This window comes from Chitinophaga dinghuensis, from assembly GCF_003259435.1.
Taxonomy (GTDB): Bacteria; Bacteroidota; Bacteroidia; order Chitinophagales; family Chitinophagaceae; genus Chitinophaga; species Chitinophaga dinghuensis.
The window spans coordinates 52,395-79,391 of the sequence record NZ_QLMA01000006.1 but is presented as its reverse complement, the minus strand read 5'-3'; the positions used below and the strand labels follow the sequence as shown (position 1 = coordinate 79,391).

18 protein-coding genes and 1 tRNA gene are annotated in these 26,997 nt (G+C 40.6%); 7 read left to right on the top strand and 12 right to left on the bottom strand.

What is annotated here, in order from left to right; translation table 11 throughout:
- The first annotated feature begins 37 nt into the window (after window positions 1–37).
- Together CLV59_RS17890 and CLV59_RS17885 are read left to right on the top strand one after the other, a co-directional pair.
- Window positions 38–1,048, top strand: a complete 1,011-nt coding sequence (locus CLV59_RS17890; RefSeq protein WP_111593449.1) for a PDDEXK nuclease domain-containing protein — start codon at window positions 38–40, stop codon at window positions 1,046–1,048.
- Between the two features lie 284 nt (window positions 1,049–1,332).
- Window positions 1,333–2,688 (top strand): tyrosine-type recombinase/integrase, encoded by a 1,356-nt coding sequence (locus CLV59_RS17885; protein WP_111593448.1) that lies wholly within the window; start codon window positions 1,333–1,335, stop codon window positions 2,686–2,688.
- A 73-nt stretch (window positions 2,689–2,761) separates the two neighbouring features.
- On the opposite strand, the gene CLV59_RS17880 is transcribed toward CLV59_RS17885, so the two are convergent.
- A complete protein-coding gene (locus CLV59_RS17880; protein WP_111593447.1) occupies window positions 2,762–3,190 on the bottom strand; it encodes a helix-turn-helix transcriptional regulator in 429 nt (142 codons plus the stop codon).
- Between the two features lie 197 nt (window positions 3,191–3,387).
- On the opposite strand from CLV59_RS17880, the gene CLV59_RS17875 reads away from it, so the two are divergent.
- Window positions 3,388–3,837: a hypothetical protein gene (locus tag CLV59_RS17875; RefSeq protein WP_111593446.1), complete on the top strand. Its 450-nt coding sequence runs from the start codon at window positions 3,388–3,390 to the stop codon at window positions 3,835–3,837.
- Window positions 3,838–4,776: 939 nt separating this feature from the next.
- Here the strand turns inward: CLV59_RS17875 and CLV59_RS17865 are convergent.
- The 5 genes from CLV59_RS17865 to CLV59_RS17845 all read right to left on the bottom strand — a co-directional run bounded on the left by CLV59_RS17865 (window position 4,777) and on the right by CLV59_RS17845 (window position 8,024).
- Window positions 4,777–5,376 carry a hypothetical protein gene (locus CLV59_RS17865; RefSeq protein WP_111593444.1) on the bottom strand — a complete coding sequence of 200 codons (600 nt, stop codon included), beginning with the start codon at window positions 5,374–5,376 and terminating at the stop codon, window positions 4,777–4,779.
- A gap of 30 nt (window positions 5,377–5,406) precedes the next feature.
- On the bottom strand, window positions 5,407–6,180 hold the full coding sequence (locus CLV59_RS17860) for a relaxase/mobilization nuclease domain-containing protein (protein WP_111593443.1): 774 nt from the start codon (window positions 6,178–6,180) through the stop codon (window positions 5,407–5,409).
- Complete coding sequence (locus tag CLV59_RS17855; RefSeq protein ID WP_111593442.1) at window positions 6,170–6,532, bottom strand: plasmid mobilization protein; 363 nt, start codon at window positions 6,530–6,532, stop codon at window positions 6,170–6,172. The genes CLV59_RS17860 and CLV59_RS17855 overlap by 11 nt, the downstream gene beginning before the upstream one ends.
- 365 nt (window positions 6,533–6,897) lie before the next feature.
- A complete protein-coding gene (locus tag CLV59_RS17850; RefSeq protein ID WP_245950908.1) occupies window positions 6,898–7,158 on the bottom strand; it encodes a helix-turn-helix domain-containing protein in 261 nt (86 codons plus the stop codon).
- A 149-nt stretch (window positions 7,159–7,307) separates the two neighbouring features.
- Complete coding sequence (locus CLV59_RS17845; RefSeq protein ID WP_111593440.1) at window positions 7,308–8,024, bottom strand: hypothetical protein; 717 nt, start codon at window positions 8,022–8,024, stop codon at window positions 7,308–7,310.
- Between the two features lie 194 nt (window positions 8,025–8,218).
- On the opposite strand from CLV59_RS17845, the gene CLV59_RS17840 reads away from it, so the two are divergent.
- The 3 genes from CLV59_RS17840 to CLV59_RS17830 all read left to right on the top strand — a co-directional run bounded on the left by CLV59_RS17840 (window position 8,219) and on the right by CLV59_RS17830 (window position 13,902).
- Window positions 8,219–10,507, top strand: a complete 2,289-nt coding sequence (locus CLV59_RS17840; protein ID WP_111593439.1) for an argonaute/piwi family protein — start codon at window positions 8,219–8,221, stop codon at window positions 10,505–10,507.
- Entirely contained in the window at window positions 10,495–11,751 is a 1,257-nt protein-coding gene (locus CLV59_RS17835) for a PD-(D/E)XK nuclease domain-containing protein (protein ID WP_111593438.1), read from the top strand. The genes CLV59_RS17840 and CLV59_RS17835 overlap by 13 nt, the downstream gene beginning before the upstream one ends.
- A 90-nt stretch (window positions 11,752–11,841) precedes the next feature.
- Window positions 11,842–13,902: an AIPR family protein gene (locus tag CLV59_RS17830; protein WP_111593437.1), complete on the top strand. Its 2,061-nt coding sequence runs from the start codon at window positions 11,842–11,844 to the stop codon at window positions 13,900–13,902.
- 279 nt (window positions 13,903–14,181) lie between these two features.
- Here the strand turns inward: CLV59_RS17830 and CLV59_RS17825 are convergent.
- The 3 genes from CLV59_RS17825 to CLV59_RS17815 form a co-directional block, all read right to left on the bottom strand.
- Window positions 14,182–14,254, bottom strand: a tRNA-Lys gene (locus CLV59_RS17825).
- Window positions 14,255–14,418: 164 nt separating this feature from the next.
- The gene (locus CLV59_RS17820; RefSeq protein WP_111593436.1) at window positions 14,419–15,771 is read right to left on the bottom strand and encodes a carbohydrate porin; all 1,353 of its coding nucleotides are present in this window, start codon (window positions 15,769–15,771) and stop codon (window positions 14,419–14,421) included.
- A gap of 261 nt (window positions 15,772–16,032) precedes the next feature.
- Entirely contained in the window at window positions 16,033–17,718 is a 1,686-nt protein-coding gene (locus tag CLV59_RS17815; protein ID WP_146616230.1) for a hypothetical protein, read from the bottom strand.
- 243 nt (window positions 17,719–17,961) lie between these two features.
- On the opposite strand from CLV59_RS17815, the gene CLV59_RS17810 reads away from it, so the two are divergent.
- Window positions 17,962–19,974: a serine hydrolase gene (locus tag CLV59_RS17810; protein ID WP_111593819.1), complete on the top strand. Its 2,013-nt coding sequence runs from the start codon at window positions 17,962–17,964 to the stop codon at window positions 19,972–19,974.
- Between the two features lie 74 nt (window positions 19,975–20,048).
- On the opposite strand, the gene CLV59_RS17805 is transcribed toward CLV59_RS17810, so the two are convergent.
- From CLV59_RS17805 to CLV59_RS17795, 3 genes are read right to left on the bottom strand one after another with little or no spacing between them, the layout of a single operon-like run.
- A complete protein-coding gene (locus CLV59_RS17805) occupies window positions 20,049–26,090 on the bottom strand; it encodes an FG-GAP-like repeat-containing protein (protein WP_111593434.1) in 6,042 nt (2,013 codons plus the stop codon).
- Window positions 26,091–26,113: 23 nt separating this feature from the next.
- Entirely contained in the window at window positions 26,114–26,527 is a 414-nt protein-coding gene (locus tag CLV59_RS17800; protein WP_111593433.1) for a hypothetical protein, read from the bottom strand.
- 15 nt (window positions 26,528–26,542) lie between these two features.
- Entirely contained in the window at window positions 26,543–26,968 is a 426-nt protein-coding gene (locus CLV59_RS17795) for a hypothetical protein (RefSeq protein WP_111593432.1), read from the bottom strand.
- Window positions 26,969–26,997: the final 29 nt, after the last annotated feature.

The following is a 26,997-nucleotide window of genomic DNA, read 5'->3' as shown; positions in this document are numbered from 1 at the left end:
AAATAACTTCTAACTATCAAAGTGCAAAACAACTGAAATGACCAACAAGGCTTATAGAGAGTGGCTGGTAGAAATAAAAAACAAGGTTAATCAAGCTCAATTAAAGGCAGTTTCCAATTTCAATATAGTTTTAATAGAACTTTATTGGGAACTAGGAAAGGAAATTATCTCCAAACAAACTGAATACAAATGGGGAGAGAATTTTCTGGAACAACTGTCCATCGATCTCAAAAAAAGTTTTCCCCAGATAAATGGATTTTCTCGAAGAAATTTGTATACAATACGGCAATGGTATATTTTCTTTTCTCAACAATTTGAATTTGTGCCACAGGCTGTGGCACAATTGCCTTGGTCGTACCAACGACTGTTAATTTCTAAGATAAAAGACCTGGAAACAGTAGTTTTATACGCCAAAGCCACCCATAAAAATGGGTGGTCGAGAAATCAGTTAGAAATTAATATTAAACATAATTTTCATTTAAGACAAGGAAAGTCTGATCATAATTTCGATTCAACACTTCCTAAACCACAGTCTGATCTGGCGGCAGAGGCCATCAAAGATCCATATCATTTTGATTTTCTTGGATTAGAAGAGAATGCGCAGGAGCGAGAAATTGAACTTGCCCTAACACAAAAAATTACCCACTTTATGCTAGAACTGGGGAAGGGTTTTGCTTTTGTTGGCCGTCAATATAAATTAGAAATCAGCGATTCCGATTATTTCTTGGATTTGTTATTTTATCATCTGCACCTCCGATGTTTTGTAGTCATAGAATTAAAGGCAGGAAAATTTATTCCTGAATATGCAGGAAAATTGAACTTTTATCTTTCCGCAGTAGATAGTAAATTAAAACACATAACCGATAACCCATCCATCGGGATAATATTATGTCGATTAAAAGATAAAATAGAAGTTGAATATGCTCTTCGCGATTTAAATAAGCCCATAGGTATTAGTTCTTTTGAATTATCAGAAATAATTCCGGAGGCTCTTAAAACCCAACTACCCACAATTGAAGAAATGGAAAGAGAATTATTGGAGGAGTAAGATATTATTCAGATTCGTTTTGTATGATTTACCTTTTATTGATAAAATCGAAAAAGCCGCTTAAATCCTGTGATTTAAGCGGCTTTAATAACCTTTGATATTGTTGTTGTGATCCCGCTGGGATTAGCTTCATGCATAATAGCCTTACTCCTTCTTATTTAGTCTTATTTTAAATAGTTGATTTTCAACATTCTATAACAACAACCAATTTTTTATCTCATTACCTTTATAACGGTTAACAGCATTGAACTCGACTAAAAACTCGACTAAAAAATTTTTAGCTCATGTTGTTACCAATCAAATTAATCTGTCCAAAGAACAAAGTGCGCAGGGATGGAACCTGCCTGATTTTTATCCAGTACTGCGGAAAAGCTGGCAAATCAACGTTATTAAACACAGAAATAGCCATCCCTCCCAAATTTTGGAATCGAAAATTCCTCCGTATCTCGTCCGATCTTCCAGAAACTTACGGGCAACCCCAACACCTAAACGAACAACTGGCAACACTTTTACGGCTGGCAGGCGATATTATCACCCATGCCACAAAAGAAAAGATTGCCGACATAGGCCAGTTTGTAAAGCAGACCTTCTGTCCTGGCTTCGATGTGAAAAAACTAGAATTACAGGCCATTGCCAACGATCCTAACAGAAATATGGATATACTTTTCCAGTTAGACGATTACATAAAATGCAAGGCTGGCAACGTTTCAGACGGAATGTTGAAGGTGTTTAAAAATATGAAAGATCATATTGCAGCCTTTCAGGAATACCGCCAAAAACCCGTCACATTTGATTCTTTCGACTTTAACCTCTATGATAGCTTAATTAAATTCCTTACCTATGAGTATATCCAGCGGCGGAGGTCTGAAGTTGTTGATGGGAAAAAGGTGCAAATAAAAGGGCTTAAAACCGCTACCGTAGGGAAAACCATTAAACAACTACGTATATTCCTACGTGATAGGATTCGCCGCAAAATCATACCTATCATAGATTTAACCGATTTCAAGATACCAGACGAAGAAGCGGACGCAGTATATCTCACATGGCAGGAAATAGGCCGTTTGTATGCTGTAGACCTTTCCGAACACCCACACCTTACTAAATACCGGGATTTATTTGTTCTCGGAAGTCTTACCGGGCTTAGATTCTCTGATTTTTCAACCATTCAGCCGGAAGACATAAGATTGGGCGCACTCTATAAAAAGCAGGAAAAAAGCGACCAATGGGTAGTGGTGCCTTTGAGGGATGCAGCGGCAGATATTCTATATAATCGCTTTAACCGCCAGATTCCAACAGTTACCAACCCCGAATTTAACCGACATATTAAGGAAGTAGCCCAACTAGCGGGGATTTGCGAGCTAATAAAATTCAGCCATAAGAAAGGAAATAAAGATATAGTACAGGTAAAACCAAAGTACGCTTGGATTACATCGCATACTTGCCGCAGGTCTTTTTGTACCAATGAGTTTTTAGCCGGAACACCGGTGGAATTAATCATGAAAATTAGCGGACATAAGAGCCTCCGGGATTTTTATAAGTACATTAGAATTACACCAGAAGAAGCAGGAAAGAAAATACGAGAAATATGGGAAAAACGCGGAGATATTAGTCTTAACCCCACGTTACTTTATGCTATATGATGCATTACTTTTTATAAACAAAAAAGCATCCCATCGGATGCTTTTTTGTTTATAAAATATCTCAAATAAGAACTTATTTCTTTTTAAGCGCGTTTAGCTCTTGTTGCAGTTTTTCTCTGGATTCTTTCAGGTCATTGACTTCATGATTTTTTTCTTCCAACTTACGTGTAAGTTCAATCAATCTTTCGACCAGTTCCATCATTACTCCTTTACCACCTTCAAATGTAACATCATATTGAGAACCAAAAACAACATTATCGTTTGAGGTATTTGTTACACTCCCATAAAATACAGTTGCAAGTCTATCATCTAATGATTCTATATCTTCCACTTCAACCTCTAAAGCCTTTGCAATCTGGTCCATTAGATCAGCCTCAATCTTGCTTTTGTTCAAAATTCGGGAAATCGATTGTTGGGAAAGGTTTAACCTTGCCGCCAAATCTGACTGCTTAACCTCTTTCAACGCCATCATTCTACGAACTTTATCACCTATGTGCTGCATATACAGTTATGTTTTTCAAATTCCTGATAAATGTACGAAAAACGGAATATACAAAAAAACAGGTAAAATACTCGTCCTCCCGGATAATTTACACTGATTTAAAGGTAAAGTACTTACGTTTTGGGTATAGTACTCAAAAAAGTGGACTTCCTTTGTATTGTCAAAACGAGAAATAGAAAATCAAACTATCCAAACAAATGAAGGAAGTGTTAACCCAAGAAGTAGATATACAATTATGTAAACTTCTGTCAGACCAAAACTTTCTGCATCATTTTCATTGGTGCCTTAGAGATTTAATAATAGATTATTTCAGAGTGAATGCAGTGAGAGAAGAATGGTTTTTATACTTAATTGATGACTCACAAAAGTTTGTTGTTTTCTTACAAAGTGTGCAGATACCAGACATAGTAAATATCCAGTATAAAAAACTTAGGTCAATGCACCTTCTGGACTTGGTCAAGGAGGTAGATATGAGAAGATTAAATAAAGGAATACAAAGATTGTTTTCTAGCCATGCAACAGACAAACCTGCATCCTCCGAATGGTGGCCATTACTAGCAGTTTCCATGCCATCTATTATCGAATTTCTGGAAGAAACTGAAATATATCTTTTCTCATTTTATGAACCTTTTAATTACGTTTTATAATGTATATCACACTAAAGGAAATTAGCCAAAACTTTGAAAGAATATTGTTCAATAATTCCACGAATACGCTGGAAAGCTTAACCTATGAGGACATAATACGGGCCATTCCCCGATTCTTGTTCACCAATGTTTCTGATTCTCTAAGATGCAATGAGGATCAATATTTAGGTTATCTACGTGGAGTAAATGGCATGTCTAAAGGTGCTGAAGAATTTATGAAAGATACATTTTGCAAGACTTTGTATTTCGTTGCCCAGAGAATTGAAAGAAAAAGTTTGCAAAACAATTTCGTAGTAAAGAAGAGAAAGAAAAAAAAGGTAAAGAGAATAAAAACTAAGCATAGCAAAAGTTGATAAGAATTAAAGACCAAAACCAACAGGGGCTTTCCCCGGTTGGCTATTTAAAAAGCTTTTGGGGTTACTAGTACATAGTGCGGTTGGGATTCTTCCCAACTGCCTTTATTCAGTTCTTAGTCTATAAAACTTATTCGCAATTACCCGCACATTGGCATACGGTTATCTGACATGGCCGGGATTCTTCCCGGCTATTTAAAACTTATTCAAAATTTTCCGGCAAAAGTCCGTCAAGTTGATCTAAGCAAAAGGCTTAGGGATTGACATATACTAGGCGAGCAGTTTTACTGCCCCTTTCTGGTTCGGTAAGTCGTTAGTTACTGCCGGAAAAACTAATGCAGACTATGTAACACGGTGGGGCTTTTTGGCCCTGCCGTTTCTCAAAGAAATTGTGAAGAAATAAATTCTTCGCTTTGTTAACTCAAAGACGCGTATGGCTAACCACCATACGCTTTTATTGTTTACACAATGGTCTAATAAATCCAGCAAAAAGCAATAAATAAAACCGCCAAGACGCCTGCATGGTTCGGCGAAGCGAACCATGCAGGCGTCTTGGCGGAAGCCCGCGCGGCAGGCGCAAACTATATTACTTCGATCTTCCCGCTTTCTCCCTTAGCTGGTTTGCCTCTTGTTCCTTCTCTTGGGCCTCCAGCAGTAAGGCTGCTACCCGCTGCCTTTCTGCTTCCCATTTGATTACGATATCCTGAAAAGCTGGCATATTGCTGTTGTAAAGGCTATCTGTTGATACAATGAACGCCCGTAAACCTTTATCGGCTTGCATTTTCATAAACCTGTATTTAAAATCTGCCGCCTGATATTCGTTTAGTGTTGAGCGTGAACTGTACAACCATGCAGTACATAGCACCAGTAAAAGGAATAAAACACCAGCAACAACAATAGGGGCTGTAATATGGTGATAGTGCCTTACTTCCTTTGCTGGTGGGTTTTTCAGCAGGCTGTTATTTTGTTCTATATTCTTTATCAGCCTGTCAACCGCCACAACAGGAAACTTTAGCAATTCCGGCATACAAGAAATAGCCGTTTTAACTTCTGATATTTGCGTAGTTAATTTCTTTATATCTCCGCTATGGTCGGGCATTTGAGGCGTGATATTATTTAGCTGTGTGATGGTTTGTTCTATGATATTTAATTTGTCGACTATGGTATTTAATAATAGTTCATTCATGGTAATAATATTTTGATTTTACAATCCTTCTTACCTCCGCAATCCTTGCCTGTTGGCCTGTTTAGGCTCTTGCTGCAACTGCTGCTGTAATGTTTTTTCTATACCAGCAATAGACATTTTCCTGTCAATGCTGCTGCCTTTAAAGGCAAAAGACCCTTTCTTAAAGCTGATTCCCTGCACTTGCTGCGTATCTCCTTTGAATTTGTATTGTATATCTATCCCTTCTTTCAAAAGCTGCTTTTCAAGATCTGACAAGGTTTTGCAACGTGGTAAAGCATCGTTTACAGCCTGATATATTTCATACCGGGCAACCTGCTCATTGCTCAACGCTTCCAAGTTGGTTTGCTTGATATTTTTTTCTTCGGAAGGCGTTAGCTTATGTTGCTGAGTTAAGCGTTGGGCAGCCTTCTTGCCGCGCAATCCTATCCAACTATCACTAATTACTTTCCCTTTGTTGTTTACAAAGTTCCCAATAAGATGAAGGTGTTGATGGTTAGTATCATTGTGCTTTACAATGACGTATTGCGTATCTGTTAAGCCAATGTTTTGAAGGTATTCTTTTGCTATCTGTAACATCTTTTCATCTGTTACTTTATCATCAGGATGAAAGCTAAGAATTCCGTGAAATACAGCTTTATGCTTTCCCGGTGACTGCTGCCTGTTTATTTCAAAATCGTGGCCCATCTTCAAAAAGCTATACTCCCTTACTCCTTCAGATTCCAGTATTACAGCCCTTTGCTGATCCTGACAAACATACCTACAGCAACCATAAAAAGATTTACCTGTTATTACTTTACTTATCACGTTTAAACCAGTTTATTAGTTCATCAAATTGCTGGCGGTAATTTTCAAAAAACAACATGGCATTAAGCAAGCCTTCTTTGTGGGCTTGTTTAGAAAGTTGGTTAATGTTATTTGCTATACCTATGAGCATTTTTAAAGTGGTGCGTTCTTCGTCATTTAAACGGGGTATTACGGCCCCAAATAAAGCCATGTGACGTATGTATCCGGTGTACCTCATTCCGGCCTTTAAAGCCTTTCCTTTTACGATAAAATATTCTGCCTTTGTAAACCGCACGCCTGTACGCATTTCTTTTTTCACCGGCTTGATGGGGCGGCCCCCTTTGCCTTTCTTCTTCTGGTTTACCTGTTCCATTTTCCAAGAGTATTAACCTGGAACACTGGCAGCAAAGCTGCCATGTTCCAACGTGAAAAATGCGGGCAGCGAAGCTGACCGACAAAACCGCTTTGATCTTCGCTTTGATCCCCCTTGCGACCAACGGGAGAAAGGGGGCGAGCGGTTTTTGCGCAGCAAAAACACCGCTCGCTAACGGAGCGAAGCCCGTTCCGAATCCGCGAACGGGATGCCGAAGGCGGCCCGTTCAATCTTCGCGGGTGGGGCCTGCGTAGAGCAGCCCCGCACAATCTCCCCGTACAGATGGCAACGCCGTCTGTACTATCTTCCCGAACGGGTAGCAACGCTGCCCGTTCTTTCACCGCGACCGGTAGCAGGGCTGCCGGTCATTCGTTGCGCTGATCTGTAGGATTGAGTAGCAGTTGAATGTCTTGCCACAGGAAGTAAACCCGTGACTGGATTTTGTACGGCTTTAGCTTTCCGTATCTAATCCACTCGTAAATGGTGGGTTTTGTGATGTGTAACAACTCGCAGACCTCCGTAATTTTAAACAGGGGTTTGTAGGTAAGTCCGGGAGTTTGAAATGTTGGGGATTGCCCCGGTTTTGAAAGACGGTTAACTTCTTCACGTACTAAAATGCGTAGCATCTGCCAGAACTGTTCTGGCTCAATGGGAAACAACATTGGTGCGGCCGTCTGCACATACTTTCATTCTTTTCCATATTCAGACCGATTTAAGGCACGAATATGCACATACGATAAAAAGAAATCTAGCTAAGTATACTTGTTTTTGGATTTTAAGGACGAGGGAATTGCTGTTCTAAAGATTTAAGGCATTTTATACCATCCTCAAACTGCATGGTTTCTAATACTTTATAGGCTTCTTCAAAACTTTTGCTAACTTCAACGATATGCCGGCTTTCCAGCTTGGCTCTTTTGTCTTTTTTATAGATTAAATCAAGTTCGTTTTTGATCCCTTTAGGGCTAACTCCGTAAAGTTTGTGTAACAAATCGGCACATTTATCACTTGGAGCCAAATAGTTTGCTTTGCTAGTTTTATCAAAAACGTAATATAATAGCACTAAAGCCCGGTTGGAAAGCTGATCCTGTTTGCATTTTTCCAATTGTGAACGCTCCCGGTCTTCATAGGTGGCTATAGCTGTTTCTAGTTTAGGCATAAACTCACGACTGAACACACGCCTGTAGACAGTATAGTGTAAAAAGAGATACAGCACAATACTTAAAAGGACGGTTGAAAAAAGAAAAGCTGTGGGATCGCCACTGAAGGGAAAAACGGAAACTACACTAATACCAATCAAAAGCAAATAATGCCATATGGTATTATTCCAATATTCATTAATTAGCTGATGACGTGTAGCCTCTGGAGGCCAATTAGCGTATAGCCTGCGTTGTTGGTTGTGTGTTTGGGAAAATTGTTTGTAGATGTTATAGTAGTTAACAGGAGAATCAAATGTAAAAAAGGATTTCAACTGCTGCATTTTCAAACTTGTCATATCCTGAATGATTTATACTAATAAATTTACATAACAATATGGATTATTTCAAGTCATTATATTAAATTAATATACTCCTCTCGCTAGTCAACATATGGTATAATTTATCAATACAAAAAGAATAACAATGTAAAACTCTGCCAAAAGTAGTATCTTAGTATACATCCCAATGAATACTGATATAAGTAATAAGTATGCCTCAAATTTTAAATGTAGCTCCAATTCTATTTGACAGCGCATTCATTAACATAGAAAAAATTCCATATAGTGATACATCTTTCGAGAGTGTTCAAAATACTTATCGAACATCACATCTAATTAAAAGAAAAGGGGATCACATTTTCCTAGTTCCCTTATTTGAGGACAGCCCTTTGCATGGTGGGGATATAATAAGTGTTGAATTAAAAGAGGATCTATCCTTGGCTTCATCACTTGTAAGGGATGCGATTTATAAACATTTGTTATTACAGAATGTTCACCTTACTAGGATAGTGCCTATTACTTATTTAAGGCCATTAAACAATATACTTGAGAGCTGCATTCCTGATACAATCAAATTTATCAAAGGTCTCGGTGTATATCCTAAATGGGAAATAGATTTTAGAGTTATTAGTCCAAATGGGAAAACGCCATTTGTAAGCATGACTTTAAATGTTTCTGTTGCACCGCGCATAACAATGAGCTGCCAATCTCTGCTTTCAGCAGGTATTAATTTAACTGGTTACTATGTTGGAACGAGTCACACTGGGAAAAGACCAGATTTAAAACCGCATTTTAGAATAATTGGTAGAGTAGTTCGTATTCTGGATACCGGAATGTTAGAACTCGATGATGTACGAGAAGGAATGTCAAATCAGATAGATCCAGTTGAAGTATATATTGAACCTAGACAGGACATATTAGAAACATGTATTAGACATTTTTATAACGATCAGGCATCCATTATACTAGATAACTTAGCAGCAAAGACAGCATCTTTCCATGTAGGAGATTCTAAACTGAAGAAACTTAATATTGCATTAGAACATCTACAAAAAGTAGATCTAAAGCTAGCAAATCAAATACCTTTTAGGATTGGCAATTTCCTTAGTGATGCGATACCAGATTATCCAACTATCAAAGTTGATACAGTAGAAAAACCAGTATTTGTTTTTTCAAACGCAGGTGGAAAAAATAGTGAGTATAACGATTTAGGACTTCAGAGGTATGGCCCGTATACTAAAGAATCGTTTTCACCCACAAAACCAAATATCTGTGTTATATATCAAAACAGTAAAAAAGGTCAAGTTGAAACAATTCTTCACAAATTTTTAAATGGAATTCCACCAGTTGAATATGGAAAGGGAGGAAAGAAATTTGAGTTTACAGGATTGAAAACTAAGTTTTACTTACAGGAATGTATACTTTCTTTTTTTGGTGCTGGAGACGATACAGTTATTGAGTATAATAAAGCTATCACATCAGCATTGCAAGCTGGACAAAATGGCCCCAAATGGGATATGGCTATTATTCAGATTGATAACTGTTTTAGGGATAGATATGGAAATGACAATCCTTACCTAATCGCAAAGTCACGTTTTATTGGTCAGGGTATTCCTGTTCAAGAATTTACTATGGAGTCGCTGGGTCTTCCTGACAGTAGAGTAGTTTGGAGCTTAAACAATATGGCTCTAGCAACATATGCAAAACTTGGCGGCCAACCGTGGCTTCTTGCTGCCGATAAACCAATTGCACACGAATTAGTTATTGGAATTGGTAGTTCGCTTTCGCAAAATAGTAGATTAGGTCAGAAGGAAAGAATGATAGGAATTACGACTGTCTTTACTGGAGATGGAAACTATTTTATAAATAATGTATCAGCGGCGGTTCCCGCTGATGAGTATTTTGATACCTTGTTGGCAAATTTAAGAAATACGATGACTAGTATTCAAAAGTCATTTAACTGGCAACCACGAGATACAGTACGATTAATTTTCCATGCATTTAAAACCTTTAAGGAAAAAGAAGCAGATGTTGTAAAACAAGTTGTTAGTGAGCTAGGAAATTACAACGTAGAATTTTCATTTATTCATGTTGCAGAAACCCATCCTTACTTGTTGTTTGACCCTCAGCAATCTGGTTTTGGCTATTATAAAAAGGGAATTCATGCACCAGAAAGAGGCAAATACCTTCAATTATCAGAGCATGTTTCACTAGTTTCACTGACCGGGCCGCAAGAAGTTAAACAAGCAGATGATGGCTTGCCATCTCCTGTACAACTCATTTTACATCGTGACTCAACCTTTAAAGATCTGACATATTTATCCAAACAGGTATTAAGATTTGGAGCGCATTCATGGCGTAGTTTTCTTCCTGCTTCTATGCCTGTAACCATATATTATTCGCAATTAATGGCTCAAATGCTAAGCCAATTAAATGAGGTAAGCTCCTGGAATCCTGATAATTTATATAATAAAATAAGCAGTACTCGATGGTTTCTATAAATACAACATCGAAGCTATTAATAAATGATGTATATAGCTTATTAACCAGAAAAATTCAAACTATAGAGCCTAATAGCCTAGAAGGCATTTTTGCCGCTTGGATGTTGGAAGACTTAAAACTTCCTGACGAAAATAAACTCATTGCCGACTTTTCAGTAATGAATTATCGAGATGTGGCTAAACTTGCACTTTGGATTGAATTAGCTCCTGAAACTCTTTCTAAATATTCTAATTTGCTTGAAGAAGGACTACAAAGAGTTTCAGGAAGAACTGATACGCTTATGGGTCAGCCAGCTCCCTTTAGTAATGATGCTTTGGCCCTTTTAGCATTGGCCATTGGAGCAAGGCGTTTAGGCGGCGATATACTTATAGAAATATCAAAATGGTTGATAAAATTCGTCAATCCTAGCAATGAAAATTTATCTCAATGGAAACGATTATTCCTTTTTGCAACGCTTCGGTTAATCGCGCAACCTACAGAAAAACACGGTCCTATAATATTGGATAATTTATCAGATTTAGAGTTGGCCTTAAATACTAAATATGAGAATCTTTTTGATGAAATTGATCTAGACACCGTGTATCAAACAATCATAACTCGAAGCCTCGAACCTCAAATAGATCCAGAGATAGCCATCTGCCAAATGGCAGCTCTAACTTATATAGCTAAAAAGCTGCCAGCAATTTCTCTAACAAAACCCACCATTGAACAAGTCGTATCACTTTTGAACAATATCCCTTCAGGATTTAAACGTTGGCCATGGGAGGAAAAGGCTAAAACGACTACCAGTACAGCCCAGAAATGGGATATCCAAAACGAATATCATGTACAAAGTCTAGTTTATTTCCTACTAGCCCCAATATTCCCAGATATAGAACAAGAATTTTCTATGGAACAATTGGGCCAGCTAAACGCTCGAGCCGATATTGGTATTCCATCTTTAAATGTCATTATTGAAATTAAATTCCTTCGTCAGAATACTCCTTTTACCAAAATGCTCGAAGAAGTTGCAGCAGATGCCAGTCTTTATTTCAAAAAGGATGGCGTTTACTTAAATAAGTACAACAAAATGTTGGTGCTGTTGTGGGATAACTCCAGAAGAAATCAAGAACATCGTGAATTCATAAAAGCGGCATGTCAACTTTTAAACATTGAAGCAGCAGTAGTTTTATCTAGGCCGGGCAATATGCCCATCCAAAAAAGAGAACACACTGAAGACTATCAAAGCAAACCAAATTCTTAAATGAGAGTGCTATTGCTACTTCATACTTAATTAGAAATGGTAGTCGATTTATGAAAAAATTATATACATTCATATGTAATTTAATTTTACATGGCAAAAAATGACGCTATAATTATTGATAGTATTATTGATGACAGGGTTGCATTGAACAATCCCTCAGATAAAAGAGATGAAGTGTTTGAATATTTTTCGATTGAACAAATTCTGAAAGACTATGCATTAGCTCCAAGTGATATTCATGAAGGAATGGTAGATGGACAAAATGATGGAGGTATAGATGCTTTCTATATTTTCATTAACGGACACCATTTATCTGATCTTGAAAATTTCTATTGGCCAAAGTCAAATGTTGAAATAGAAGTTTTCATCATTACATGTAAGCATCATGATACTTTTAAGCAAGCTTCATTAGATAGTATGATCGCAACCCTTAGTGAACTAATGGATTTTACAATAGACAAAAAGGATCTAAGAGGCGACTATAACAAGGAATTGTTAATGAAAAGGGAGATTCTGAAAACTGCATACAGAAGAGTTGCTAGTAAGATCTCAAAGTTTTGTTTCAAAATCATGTATGCGAGCAGAGGAGACACATCAATTCTAGGAGAATCCGTCAAATCCAGATCTAACCAAATTGAAGAATTAATTCTTTCCTGCTTTGCTGACTCCAATGCAAATTTCATTTTTTGGGGGAGTGCCGAACTTATTGAGGCTAACAGGAAAAAACCAAATTTCTCATTGGAATTACCTTTTGTAGAATATTTAGGTCGCGGAGAACGCTACGTATTACTATGTAAATTAACAGATTACTACAATTTTATCACAGATGATGACAAAAAACTTCGACGTTATCTTTTCGATTCAAATGTCAGGGATTTCATGGGATTAAATGCTGTAAACGAAGAAATTAAATCCACTTTAGAAAATACAAACTCGCCTGATTTCTGGTGGTTAAATAATGGTATAACAATCTTAGCAACATCAGGGAAAGTTATCGGGGATCTTATCCAAATGGAAGATATTCAAATTGTAAATGGATTGCAAACAACAGAATCAATTTATAATCATTTTTATTCCGGTGGCGAAGACCCAAATATGAGGTCTGTTTTAATTAAAGTACTTGTTTCTAAAGACAATGAGGTTAGAGATTCTATTATTCATGCCACTAACAACCAAACCTCAGTGAGTGTGCCAGCCTTACACGCAACCGACAAGATCCAAAGAGACATTGAAGATGTACTATTAACAAGAGGACTATACTATGAAAGAAGAACTCACTATTATTTCAATCAAAATATTTCCAAGAATTTAATAGTCTCCCCACTATATTTAGGTGCGGCTTACGTTGCTCTGATAAAAAAACAGCCCCATTCCGCCTCTCAATTGAAATCTAAATTCATGAGAAAGCCAGAGCAATACGCAGAAGTATTTTCACAAGATTTAAATATTTCGATATGGCCTATTCTTGCTAAAATCATCAAAAAAAGTGATGAGGTTCTTGAATTAAATCGAAGTTTTGGAAAAACTGGAACTGATGGCTATCTAAAAAGATGGCGCCATCTTTTGGCCATTATTACTGTTGCAAGACGATTCGGCACCTTTGCATTTACAATAAATCAAATACTAACCTTAGACAAAAATGAAATAAATGAACAGGAATTCTCGGATACTTATGATTTCTTAAAAACTCATCCTATAGACACTTCATCTCGTTGGAAAAATAAAGTAATATACGATGGTATATTGATGGCTAGCAAAGATCATTTCAATCTCGAAGGAATTCAAGTATTAAAATTAAATGTTCCCAAATTAAAGGATTATAAAGAAACAGGCTATCTACCTGTTTCCATTCAAGAATCATTAATTCATGAAATAGATGCTGCATTACCACCACAGCCATGGCCTCCTGGAATCCTAAAACAGATATCTATAGAGTTAAAAATTTCTTCAAGGATAGTTAGCAATGTGGTAAATATTCTAATTAGTAGAGGCCTGCGAAATCGACAGCAAAAGGGAATAGTCTATGATAAAGAAGGAAGAATTATTGCGATTGATAAAAATAGAAATATGATGGCTCAAAACTCTTTGGAAAAGCTAAGTTCCCATTCTGAACAAGTGAATTCAAATAAAACCACATCGAATGAAGTGTAAATTGATACTTTGATAAATTGTATGATAGGTCCCATACAATAAGCCCGTAACCAGTGGTTTTCAAATTTAAAAAAAATCCCTACACATTAGCCTATGCACAGATGGCGGCTAAAGTATAGCATGAATTAGCAACGCCTATTGTGATATTTCGTATCTTAGTAAAAGCTGGTTAACCTAAATAAAGTACGGGAAGAAATTGAGGTTATACAAAAGGAACTCGACTAAACACTCGACTAACTTACAAACCCCGCGCCACGCGCGAGGTTTGTAAGTTATCTGTGATCCCGCTGGGACTCGAACCCAGGGCCCATACATTAAAAGTGTATTGCTCTACCAACTGAGCTACGGAATCATATCACTGCTTTTACCGTGATACCCTTATTGCTAAGGGAGTGCAAAGATAGAAAAATATTTATCTCTGCAAAATATTTTTTAAATATTTTTATTTACAGCCATATCAAACTCAATACTATAGCCGGTTTGAGGGCATGTTTTTTCACAAATCCGCGTATCAAACTAGAACATAATATGTCCTCTGAGCCCAAATACATGGACAGGCCCTCTGTCTTTATTGTATCCTGGATGGTTCACAAACTGATAATCGAATGTGAGCTGTAAGAATTTGTTTAGCTGAGCATTATAGTAAGTTTCCAAAATGGCTTCATGTCCGTAATTCAAGCGACCATCGCCAAGAATAAATCCATAACCACCTGCAGCCAGAAAATTCCGATGGTCCGGAGAGATACCATTTACTATGCCGGCGATGCCTACCACATCGTTGCGCCGTTTCCATTTCGTTCCTTTTATAGCCAAACCGCCACTCAGGGTTCTGTCAATTTCAGTGAATGCCCAGGTCGCATACTTTCCATCATTCCATCCTAGTCGGCAGAAGAGACCGATATCATCACTCAGTTCCTGGTCTATATTCATACCCAGTCCATACTTGCGTCCACCGAAGGATGTATTCTCAGAAAGTCCCCGAATCACATTCAACAAAAATGTATCCTTATTCGCTACTGCCTGCAGCCCTTGTTGATAGGAAGGCGCGCGGGAATACGTACCGCTGGCCAGGAAACGAATTTTTCCGGTGCGTTGACCAATGCGCAGTTGATGTTCAAATTCTATTGTCTCCGAATGTGCGTGCACGTTATACTCCATCAGATGATAATTCGCGATCCTCGGCACTGCCACCGTAGATATGCGCACCGCATACTTTGGCTCAATAAGTTCTACCACTACTCCTTCCGTATATCCTCTGGTATTGGCGGGATAGTCCCAGGCTCCATTCGCCCAGATCGCCCAGTTGAAGAATTGGGTTCTGGGATCTTTACCATAGGCATTATTATCATAAAAATCCGCGATGGCAAATTTACCAATGGAAACGGTGATCCTGCGCGATGGAACCACGTCTGCCACCTGATTCACTCCATCACTGATATATTCATTCGCTTTTCCCAGTCGGAAATGTTGCTGAAGATAAGCCCGCGCAATAAACACCTGTGGCTGCACAGCACCCACACGATACGTTTCTCCATTCAAGGCTCCTGCTACCCCAGCAGCGGAACTAAGCCCTTTACCACCAGATATTTCAGGGTTGAAATAAAACGCTGCATTCTTCCACAATTTCCGCCCAATGAACAAGGTAGCGGTAAGACTCACCGCAGTAGGCTCCACCGAATCAGCCAGACTGTTGTCTCCCCTATACAATGACCTGAATCCCGAATGCTTTTGTCCAATAACGGTAGCCTGAAAGTGAAAAGTCCATTTGGACGCGGCAGGAAGACTGTCTGCCCCACTCTGTGCGACAGTCATCTTCATAAAACTGAACCATACGACAATAGCAGCAATGATCTTTTGTTTGATGGCCATAAGACATGGTACTTATAAAATGAGCTAATCCCCAAATGCCTCCGCTCCAACGGTAGATTGAAAAAGCAGCTATACGGAAGCTACGAATTAATCGTGATACAGCATTTTTGTAGTTTGCGATGCAAAGCTAGCCAAGCCACCGTAAAGCGTGGTTAGAACATCAACAGAATACTCTTAGAAAATAATTAGAACTAAAAGGCTCATAAAAAACAATGGGATAGCCAATGCTGGCTATCCCATTACTTTGACATCAATAAAAAATTATTTGCTATTGGTATAATCAATGGCAACCTGAACCAACGATTCTTCTTTCTCAAAGTCGTATACCTTCTCATCCAGCTTTTTAAGTACAGCCGGACTATCCTGCATATACTGTCTTAAAGTTTTTGACCGGTCAGACACGAATCCTTTATCAGGATTCAGTAAGTCAGCTTCGCCGGGTCTGATGAACAGTACCTGGTTGCTAGGATGCTCTTCAAAGTTTTCTTTTACGACTTTAATTTTGTCTGAGCTATACAATACTTCAAAGGCCAGTTCCTTTTTACCCGGACCTGTTGGCTTTTTATATTTATACACTACGTACAGTCTGCCATTTTTCGCGAATGACTTTACCTCCGACAATTTATAGTTTTTCGCTTCGCCATTCGACTCAAAAGTCAATACCGTACTCATGTTAAAAGAAATCACTGAACCCATTCCTTTCATTGGCACATATCTCCCTCTGATGGTATCGCCATTGCTTAATTCAATCCAGCTGCCCTGAACAGCAGGTCTAACCGCAGCCAGAGAAACAGTTGTAGTGGCTTGCGGAGTGGAAGTGGAAGTCGTAGTTGTATTGGTTACTGTCTGCGTAACCTGTGCCTGCTCCCCTTCTCTCTCTCCTACTCTGTACTTTGGTACATTTACAGATGCAAAGTATGCTTCCAGCTCATCTTTAAACAGTTTCGCAGCGTTATAATCCCCACGCATACCTAATGCTTTGCTGGAATAATTATAGAGAGAATCCAGCGCTGTCTGCATTTTATCTTTATCATAACTCAGATAGTAGAGAAACACCAACGAACAATAGGTGGCCGCATTGATGGGTCTTCTCTCATAATTTTCAGGGAAAGACTTCTGTAATAATTGCAGATAAGCTGCCTCGTAAGGTTGGATCAACTGCGCATAGTCCGTAGCATTCTTCAGTTTCAATTCCTTTACCAGTGCATTATTCATGGAATCGATCACAGTGAGTTCAGGATATTTCTTTGAAGCGCGATAGATGTAAGGCAGACTAATCGTCTTCTCTACATAACGATTAACCACCTCTTCCTGATGGTCCGTAATTTTCTCTTTAATAACGTTCATCAATACACGATAATTACTGTAGGCAGTACCCGTGTAAAAAGAGGGACTCCCTATGATGAAAGCGTTAAATGCGCCTGTGACCTTTTCCCCATCAGGAATGGCTCTTTTGCTGGAAAGCGTAATGGATTTATCGTAGTACACCTTGCCGCTCATATTACGCACGGTAGTACGATACGCTCCTTCTACCTCATAATCCTTCTTAAAAGCCGCGCCGGTATTCAACCCTGTTGCAGAATTAATGGACTCTTTCGATGAAAATCCGGTCAGATTACAATCAACAATCAGATCCGGTTGCGCATCTGTGGCTGGATTCAGAGAAGATTTCTTCAGTTCTTCCTGCATCGACTCATTAAACACCTTCAGCACATTATTTCTGCTGGCCTGATCTCCCAGAAACTTCTTATCTACCATGGAAAAGATCGTATTGGAGTCCACCTGCACCCGATAGTAAATATTCTTGTAGTTACTGAATCGTTGATTGGATGCTCTTCTGTAAATCGGCGTCGTAAATTTGTCGTAGATGACTGTTTGGGCAGAACTTTCGACAGATGTTGCCATCAGCGCAGCGGCTGTAGAAAACAGTAGTAAAGATTTCTTCATAGGTTTGGAAAACATTAAGTCTGCAATTTATAAATAATATTAATTACACATTAAGCAAAAACACATACTTAATTAAGTATATAATAATTAAATAATTTACACAAGTGCCATTTGAGAGGAATATGACCAGGCATGGAATTCCCTGTACATGTAGGCAACCTGCTCTGTTCACATGCAACTATACTACGTACGGAGTGTCCTTATTTAAGTACACAAATCCGACTGGACCTCAATCCATCCAACATGTCAAGATCATCCTTTAAACTAGTTTGTACATTAGTGCTATGCCTTTTTTGCGGACAGCTATTTGCGCATAATGGCAGTATTGCTTACGCATACCCACTTGGTAAGATTAAAGTGGATGGCGATCTTTCCGATTGGCCTAAGGAGACCGTCAAATACAAGATTGCTATACATCCATCGGATACTAAGCCCAAAAATGACGCTGATTTCTCCGGCTATTTCCAGCTGGGTTATAACCTTTCCAACCAATCGCTATATGTGGCTTTCACTATAACAGATGACGATTTCATCGAAGACACTTCCCGTAATGTGCAATGGAACACTCAGGACGGACTGGAATTAAGTATTGATGCGCGTCATCTGCTGAGTGGGTCGGGCGTGGCCTCTTTTATGTGCAGTAATACCCTGCATACCATTAACAATGCGCTAAACGATCCTTTTGCCAGCAAAGCCAATTGGGATATGATGGAAGTGGCGGTTTCCCGTCATGGGAATACCCGCATTTATGAATCGCGTATCCAGTTAGGGAAAGAGCTGGCAGTGGGAAAATCGGTTGGCTTTGATTTTCATGTGTATGACAAAGACAGTGATGGGAGTTTCTCCTGGTCTGCCTGGGGTAAAGGAGCTGCAAAGTATAGAAACCCTAACAGTTTGGGGGATGTCATCTTCTTACCGGCCAACGAAAAACTGGCTGCTATTTCCGGCAACATTAACTGGAATCAACCCAAGACGACCAAATTACCCAGTCTTATCCGTTTTATCGCTTTGGACAATCCAAAGGTATGGACGACCGTCGAAGTAGATAGTCTGGGTAACTATAGTGCCCTGATACCAGCAGGGAAATATAAATTATCGCTACCAGATCCGTACTTCAAATCGGAAGGCAATGTATATCCAACGGCTCAAAAGGAACCGGTCATATTTGTAGCCAAGGCGGGCCAAAAGACGGTCGCGCCCATATTTGGCATTGCCGCCACACCTGTAGCAGATCTGGTTCCCGAAAAAGGGGTATTGCTGGATTATAATGCCGCCACACCTGGTCAGATTGATCATTTCATCGAAACCTATCAGGATTATTATGGTATACCAGGCGTTTCACTGGCTATTATTAAAGATGGAAAACTGTTATATCACAAGACCTATGGCGTCACCAATACAATGACCGGAGAAAAAGTAAATGATAGCACCTTGTTCGAGGCGGCGTCTGTCACGAAACCTGTATTTGCCTTTGCAGTAGAGCGACTGGCAGAACGTGGTGTAATTGATCTGGACAAGCCCCTGTATGAATATCTTCCTTATCCGGATATCGCGTATGATGAGCGTTATAAATTAATGACTGCGCGACACGTGCTCACCCACCGGACCGGTTTCCCTAACTGGAGAACGATGAACAAGGATGGCAAACTGGACTTGAAATTCACGCCAGGAACAGCATATAACTATTCAGGGGAAGGCTTCGAATACCTGAAGAAAGTAGTAGAGAAAATTACCGGAAAGAAGGTAGAACAAGTTTTACAAGAGGAAGTGATTGCGCCCATTGGATTGTATCATACCTATTTCTCAAAAAATGACACATTAATACGGGTGGCGGCTACAGGGCATTACGATAAAGTTCCCTGTAATAAATGGATGCCAGAATATCCTGTCATGGCCTCCTCCATGCATACGGAAGCAAAGATCTTCACCCGGTTTATGTGCTACCTGCTGGAACAAAAGGGATTGAAACCCGAGACCTATAATATCATACTCTCCAAACATTCTGATTATCCTGATGATGTCTCGTCTCAAAAACTAAAGGTACCTACTTATATGGGTATGAGTCTGGAAATAAGAGAAACACGCTGGGGCAAAACCTTTGGCCATGGCGGAAACAATGGAGATTTCACTTGCAGGTTCGAAGTGTATAAAGACCTGAAAATTGGATATGCCATTTTTACCAATTCCAATACATCGGGAGTATTACTGGAAAATTTGCATAAGTTTTTAGTGGAAGGGAAAGATGAAGCACAATAAAGTATATCTTGCTATACCTATCAAGGCTTCAAAATCTATATTTTGAAGTCTTGATAGGTATAACTATTACTTGTTTAATAGAAGCTCTCATAAATGATATGATCAAACCAAAAATTGTCATTCCGCAATGAGCGCCAGAGCGGTTCTGCTACCCTCAATGACTCCTTAGTAGGGCTATAATGTCCGCTTTCATTTGTTATGATGAGATTTCCATCTTTGAGCTGGACGGTGCCGGCTGTCATCACCATGTCTCCCTCTCCTTCAATAGCGGCATGTTTCAATATATCATTACCGAGTTTCAACGAATAGTCTTTAAATGAAACAGTAAATTTCACTCCCTCCTCATGATCCTCGATCATATCCATTATTTCTTCATTTGTCTGAGCCCAATAGCGTTGTCCACTTGCCACTGCTGCATCTCGTTCTACAATTTCATTATCAAGATTATATTCCATTCCATTCATAAAAACGCTGTTACCGTAAGCATCCAGGCCACAGAGACTCTGATCCCCACGAAGCAAAGGAACGCGCGGCGCACGCCTGAAGCCCCCCAGCCGCTCATCTTGGGAAATACCCAAGGCTACATCCCGACGGGCTTTGTACATAGCCAACGCCTGTTCTTTACTAATACTTCTCTGGCCAACCGCCTGCAACAAGCCTTGAGAAAAATCATTCCCCACTTCTCCTGCCGTCTCATCCCAGATTTCTCTCATGGCATTATCATAGCTTTTCCCTGATGCCAGCTGCATATCAATCTCCACGGCGTCATCGAAACCTTCTAATATAGGGTCAGGAAGCGCCGTCAGATCTATTATCACATCAAACAGGTCCATTAAGGCATCATCTGCCAAACTATGCCCGCTGGGATCATAATTCCGAACGGGGTTATTCAGCGTGTATGCATAACGGTTATATACATCCGTTTGATATGGCCGGCCTCCCAGCCTGTCATCTGCCGTTATGAATCTTCCTGTAAATGGATTATAATACCTGGCATTGAAATAATACAATCCGCTGCCATCCAGTTCCATACCGGAAAACAGGTAATCAGTCGTATCCAGCCCCGTCATCTGCTGCAACGTACCAAAAGGAGCATATTGCATGGTACTGGTACTGTCCCCTGCACTGTCTGTAGTTAGTAAAGTAGAATTGATAAAGTTACCATGCAGGTACATCACCCCATCCCCCGGTGAAACAGAGGCAATTTTCTGTCCCGGAACAGAGATAAACCTTATCCCATTTACACCTGTACTGTTATTGACAACATTATAATTGGGCGATACATACCGCTCCGTAGTATTAGAACGAAAGTCTTTTTTCAATATGCGCTGTCCTGTATAATCGTACGCATACGCGCTCAGAGTGTCCTTTCCGGAGCATATTGCAATCAGTTGATTGAAGGCATTATAGCGATATTGAAATTGCGCCGATTTATCACTAGTAAATATGGTTTGGGCCGACAAATTACCGTTCGCATCATAAGCGGCACTATAGATCTGCCGCCCGTTTTGGAGCCCACTCACCACCTGATAGTTGTTGTAAGTATAGGAAACGTCATCTTTTGAAATCAGGTTACCAGACGGATTATACTGATAACTCCATGTTCCGCTCCCTGTCTTTGCCTGCTGCAACCTCCCATTATTGGTGAATCCAAACGATTCACTATTTGCTGAATTCAGGTTATCGACAATGGAACTGACATTGAATAAATTACTCCAGTTATAGGTCTTGCTGGCCAGGGTACTGCCAGGAGCCTGGAATGTAAAATTTTGCACCAGTCCAAATGGTACAAAGCTGGCCATCCGCTGAACTTGATTCCCATAGAGTACCTGTGTCTGATCTCCATAAGCATCATACTGCTGAAAAGTTACGTAAGGAACGGATGGTCCTGACGGATTATCGGCCAGAGATACCTGCTGGAGGTAGCCATTGTTATAATAGCTATAAATGGCTACGCTACTATCAGGATAGGTCAGCAGCGCCAGCGAGCCATCCGGGTTATAAAGAGACTGTTCACTGAACGTTCCATCTGCTGCACTGATGAGCGTATGCACTCTATGATGATAAGCGTCAAAACTATAAGTATGCGACAGCCCCCCCTGCTGATCCACCACTTTACAGAGATTGGTCATCCCATTTTTTACCGTAGTGAGATCGTACTGATAATTGATATTATTCAGGGCTGTACTCACAAGGATCTTCCTTTGCAAAGCATCCATCTGGCAAAAAATCGTATCTCCACTGGCCTGCACTACAGAAAAATTATTCCCTGTGAAATTGCGCAGATATTGGGTATTACCTGCGGCAGGATTGGTGGTAGCCGCCAGATCGCCGGTGGAATAATATGCATAGGTGGTGATTAATCCTCCTGGATCAGTCACCTGCTTGACACGGGCCAGTTGATCGTAGGCAAAATTTGTTTGGAGGCCAGCTCCGTCTATTCGCTGTGTGAGCTTCCTGTTTCCATTGTAAAAGTCGAACGTTCTGTTGGTAACAATAGAATCCTGGTCTCCTGCTGCAAATATCAGGGTGATCGTTTTGTTGTTATACCCTATTACATTTTGCACATCAGCATTTTGAGGCCCAGGCACCGTCACTAATACAGGACGTTGATAAGGATCATAATTAATCTTTACCAACTGTGCGGTGTCCGTCTGAAAATAAGGAAGGGAATAACTTGTCAGTTGATTACTGCTATTGTAAGCTTTTGTACGCACTACCGGCTGCCCGTTGATACCCTGCCACAAATTTTGAATGGTACGTGATAAGCCGTCATAAACGATCAAAGAAGTATCCCAGGAAGAGCCGGCCCAGTTGTTACGAATGACCTGCTGTTCCATATAGCCAGCAGGCGTATGTTGTAGATATGTATAGGCAGTAAGCACCACCATTTTCCCGCTACTGTCAGGTCCCGCTAATATACTGTCGCGGCCAAACTGATCATACCATGTAACTATAGTAACTCCATTTGCATCTGTTGCTCTTGTCACTTTTCCATTGGCGGGGTCCTGGGTCATCCGGTTTACCAGCTTAACTCCCCATTGGTTCGGGGGACTGGTTTGACTAACCGGAAATGAATGAAATACCGAATCAATACCAATCAAAGCGGTATCTCCAGCGGCATTGACAGTCAACACCTGGTTCCCATAGGCATCATATCCATACTGATGATACAACCAACTGTTATTCGAATTGAGCCACATCCCGGCAATGGTGGGTTGCCAGGTCTGCTGATCATACTGCCAGTTCTGTTGCTGCATGACCGAGGCATTCGTTGTATCTGTTGAAAATTGCTGCAAAGTTTTAAAACCAATATGCCAGGAATTGATGTCATTCAGATAGGTACTGTATGTCAACAGGCGATTACTTTCCACAGTATCGTTGAGTTGTACCGTGAGTATGTTATTGCCATATTTATCATAGGCATAGTTGGAGCCAATGGTATAATTGAATTTTCCATAGTTGAAATAATCCAATCTGGATGCGGCATTTAATACCTGGTAACAGATAGATGGAGCTGTATTGAGCGTGTCTGCAAGGGCGAAATAATTATCTCGCGTACGTTGCAGTAAATTCCCTTTTAAGTCTTGTAATGTAGTATACCGGGTTTGGCCAGTCAGAGGAAATACCTGCCAATAATAAGAAGTACGGATATTTCCGGCACTGCTGTCTGTCTCCTGTACCTGACTAAATCCCAGCCAGCCATATGCCTGGATATCCGTGAGCGAGCCGCTGTAAGTAAATTGGTAAGGATAAACACTTCCCATTCCATCACTCAACGTATATCCCTGCAACAGATAGGTAGCTGATTGCGTAGGTACGTAAGGGTAGGAAGAAGATTGCAGCGGCGATAAAACAGTTGTATTATATCGGTTTTGCAGGTACAAACCATCAATCAGTTTATTACTATTCCCCCCCGCCTGATAGACCGCTTTACTAGTCATTGGGGCATAGAGTAACTGGTAGATACCATTGATACCGTTATTAATGCTGGTCACTAATTCTGGTACCTGGTTATTAGTATGAACAATATTATTGGCGGCATCTCCTCCGAAATAGATCGTTGATTGGTTGGCCGCAAAAAAGTCTGCCACCCCATCGCCATTAAAATCGCCGGACCAGGTATATGCTAGGAGCAAATTGGGAGGAGTAGTTGGCTGCGCATAAAATTTCCCGCCATAGTTATAATAGAGCGTTGCTGTGTTTCCGGCAAACGCATATATATCCATTGTTCCATCTCCATTAAAATCGCTGATCCAGTTGGTGGCATTCGACAAGTTCATTCCCGACACAGGCGCTGCGGGCGCAAATCCTTTCCCATTCGAAAAGTACAGGCTATAAGACATGCCGGTGTAGGTCAGGATGTCGGTAAGTCCGTCGTTATTAAAATCGGCGATAAGATTATTGGCAGGGTTACTGTTAAGACTCATTCCCGGCAGCGGTATAGGGGCGGCAAAAGTATTGGACTGTGAGAAAGCAGACAGGTAGAGCGTTCCGCCAGACTGATTGGCGGTGAAGAGATCGGCTTGTGCATCGCCGTTTACATCGAACACATAAATCTGGCCTGGTTCCAGTTGGAGGTTACTCACTGTTTGCAGCGAATTGAATCCGTTACCATTGGAAATGTATACATTGGCAGTGGTACCGGCAACAGACAGTAAGTCAGCCATACCGTCGCCATTCATATCAGCAGCAAACACGCAGGAATTGCAGGAACTGTTAAACGCCAGTCCCGTCACAGTTACGGGAGTAGCATTGAGTACATAGGTCTGACTATTACAAAAATAAATATCGGCGATACCTGGTCTCAGTACAAGTAAATCTGGAAGTCCATCGCCATTATAATCCGCTACATATGACTGTGTGGAAATATTAATGGCGGTATCCAGTTGCTGTGTGGTGAAGCCACTGCCATTGGCATAATAAATAGCGGTAATGCTGTTATTAAAAACAGGAAGCAGATCTGTTTTTCCATCGCCGTTGAAATCGCCCTCAAAGCCAGTGTTCTGAACAGGCCCGTTATAGGTGGCGGGTAGGTTGACAAATCCGTTTGGACCAACTGTCCATTGCAGGGTTACCGGAGCCGTCTGAGCGCCATAAGTGCCCAGCTCTGTTATAGCTACTAATTGACTGACAGGCATCGTGGATACGCTATCATATGCCAGCAGGTATGTTTTTACAGGCACTGTATCTTTTCCGGTAGCGAGATAAGTACGGATCGCTTTTAACCGGACGGAAATAACGCCATTGGCGCCGCCTGCGAAGTCCAGGAGCGTATCCGGACGCGGCTCGTAATAGAATTTCACGAGACGGTTGGCGGTATTGGTGCTGGTAATACCATATGCGATTACATCCGGATAGGAAGTACCATCATTTGCGCAACCCGTCATGGGTTGTCCATTTATATTGGATGGCGTAGCTGTATAAAAAAATTCGACCGCGTTATTATTGGGAGTCGTCATTTTCTGGACCAGCCATTTACTGACAGTGCCCTGGAGGCTTGAATTATTAAAGGCTGCGCCCTGTGCTACCACCTGGCTACCGTTACCGGTGCCGTAAGAGGCTACCGCACCGGTTTTCAGGTATACGGTAAAAGATGCTGGTCCTTGTCCGGCCGTCCCATTTGCCACCACTTTCTTCCACTGCTGGAGTTCTGTATAATAACTACTACCCGGACTAAAATAATTTCCGCTTTGGGTCGCATTATTCATCAGCCTAATGCCATCCAATGCAAACCGGTCGTTCGCATCATAGTTTACGCCACCACGGAAGCCATCCTGTGGAACAGTGGCGCCGGTGCGGGAAATTGATGAGAAGCCGGAAAATGTCCAGCCAACACCCAACAGACCATTACCGGACTGGCTGTTATAGGCGATTTGCAGAGAAGGCGTTGCCCCCACATTGCCTGGCGGAAGTTCCAGCGATATACTATAGGTTGCTGCGCCACTTGGATTGACGGTCATCTTGCCCTGCAACACACCGTTGAAGGCGTCAACAGTTGAAGGTTGCTGCTGACGGAAGGGAATCTTATCCTTTTTATGCTGCGCATGGACATGCTGCGTTTCAGCAAACCATACTAATAACAGTAAGCAGCATTGGAACGCCAGGTTTTTCATAAGAGGATAGCATTTTCAGAAAGTTATTCCTGGAGTTCAATATTGATATTGAATGTGTAGTTAGCGCCACTTATAGTAGGATTGGTAGCACCTGCCACATAATACCCCGGTCCTGGAACAATAGTAGGCATGGAACCTCCGTCCATAGCTGTTAAATTCCAACTGATCGTTAGTGACGGGCCAGCCGGAAGGTTAAAAATAGCCGTACCTGAACAAGGACTTGCTACCTTAGCCCCATTCACTATCTGTTCCTGAAAGTAGGATTGCAGAATCGTATCGGTGGCGCCATCTGCGAGCGTAGGCAAAATGATGGGCGGATAGCTGCCAGGTAACAGCGACCCGTTCTGAAAGAAATTAAACGTACTAAAAGTTATATTGCCCTGGCCGGTACTGTTCGTAGCAATGACAGTAATGCTGGCGAATGGTAAAGACGACATATGTACCTTTTTTTATTAAGCATTATAGTAAATGGTGAGATTAGCGGTAACGGTATCCGCATTGGGCGGGTCGGTGGGATTCATTTGACTACTGCCGATTTCCACCGTATAGTCGAGCGTATATAATGTGCCAGTGGAAGGTACATCGATCAGACCTGCATAAAAATAACAATTGGAATAACCAGAGGTTCCATCCTGTGTAAAAGGACAATTAATTGCGATATACAGCATGGAGTTATCCAGCAGACGATACTGAACATGAGCAGTAGAGCCATGCATGGACCCAGGCGTTTTATAAAAACTAAACAGCTCAATATTGGTAGCATTAGGGCCAATATCTTGCGGCGACTTATTTGTCCGTCCATGCATCAGGTCAAAGTCCTGCGGATTATATCCCCAGGGAGTAGTGTTGGTGACATAGCAGATAGCGTTTCTTGTCATGGTGATTATATTACAGGTTAAGAATTGTT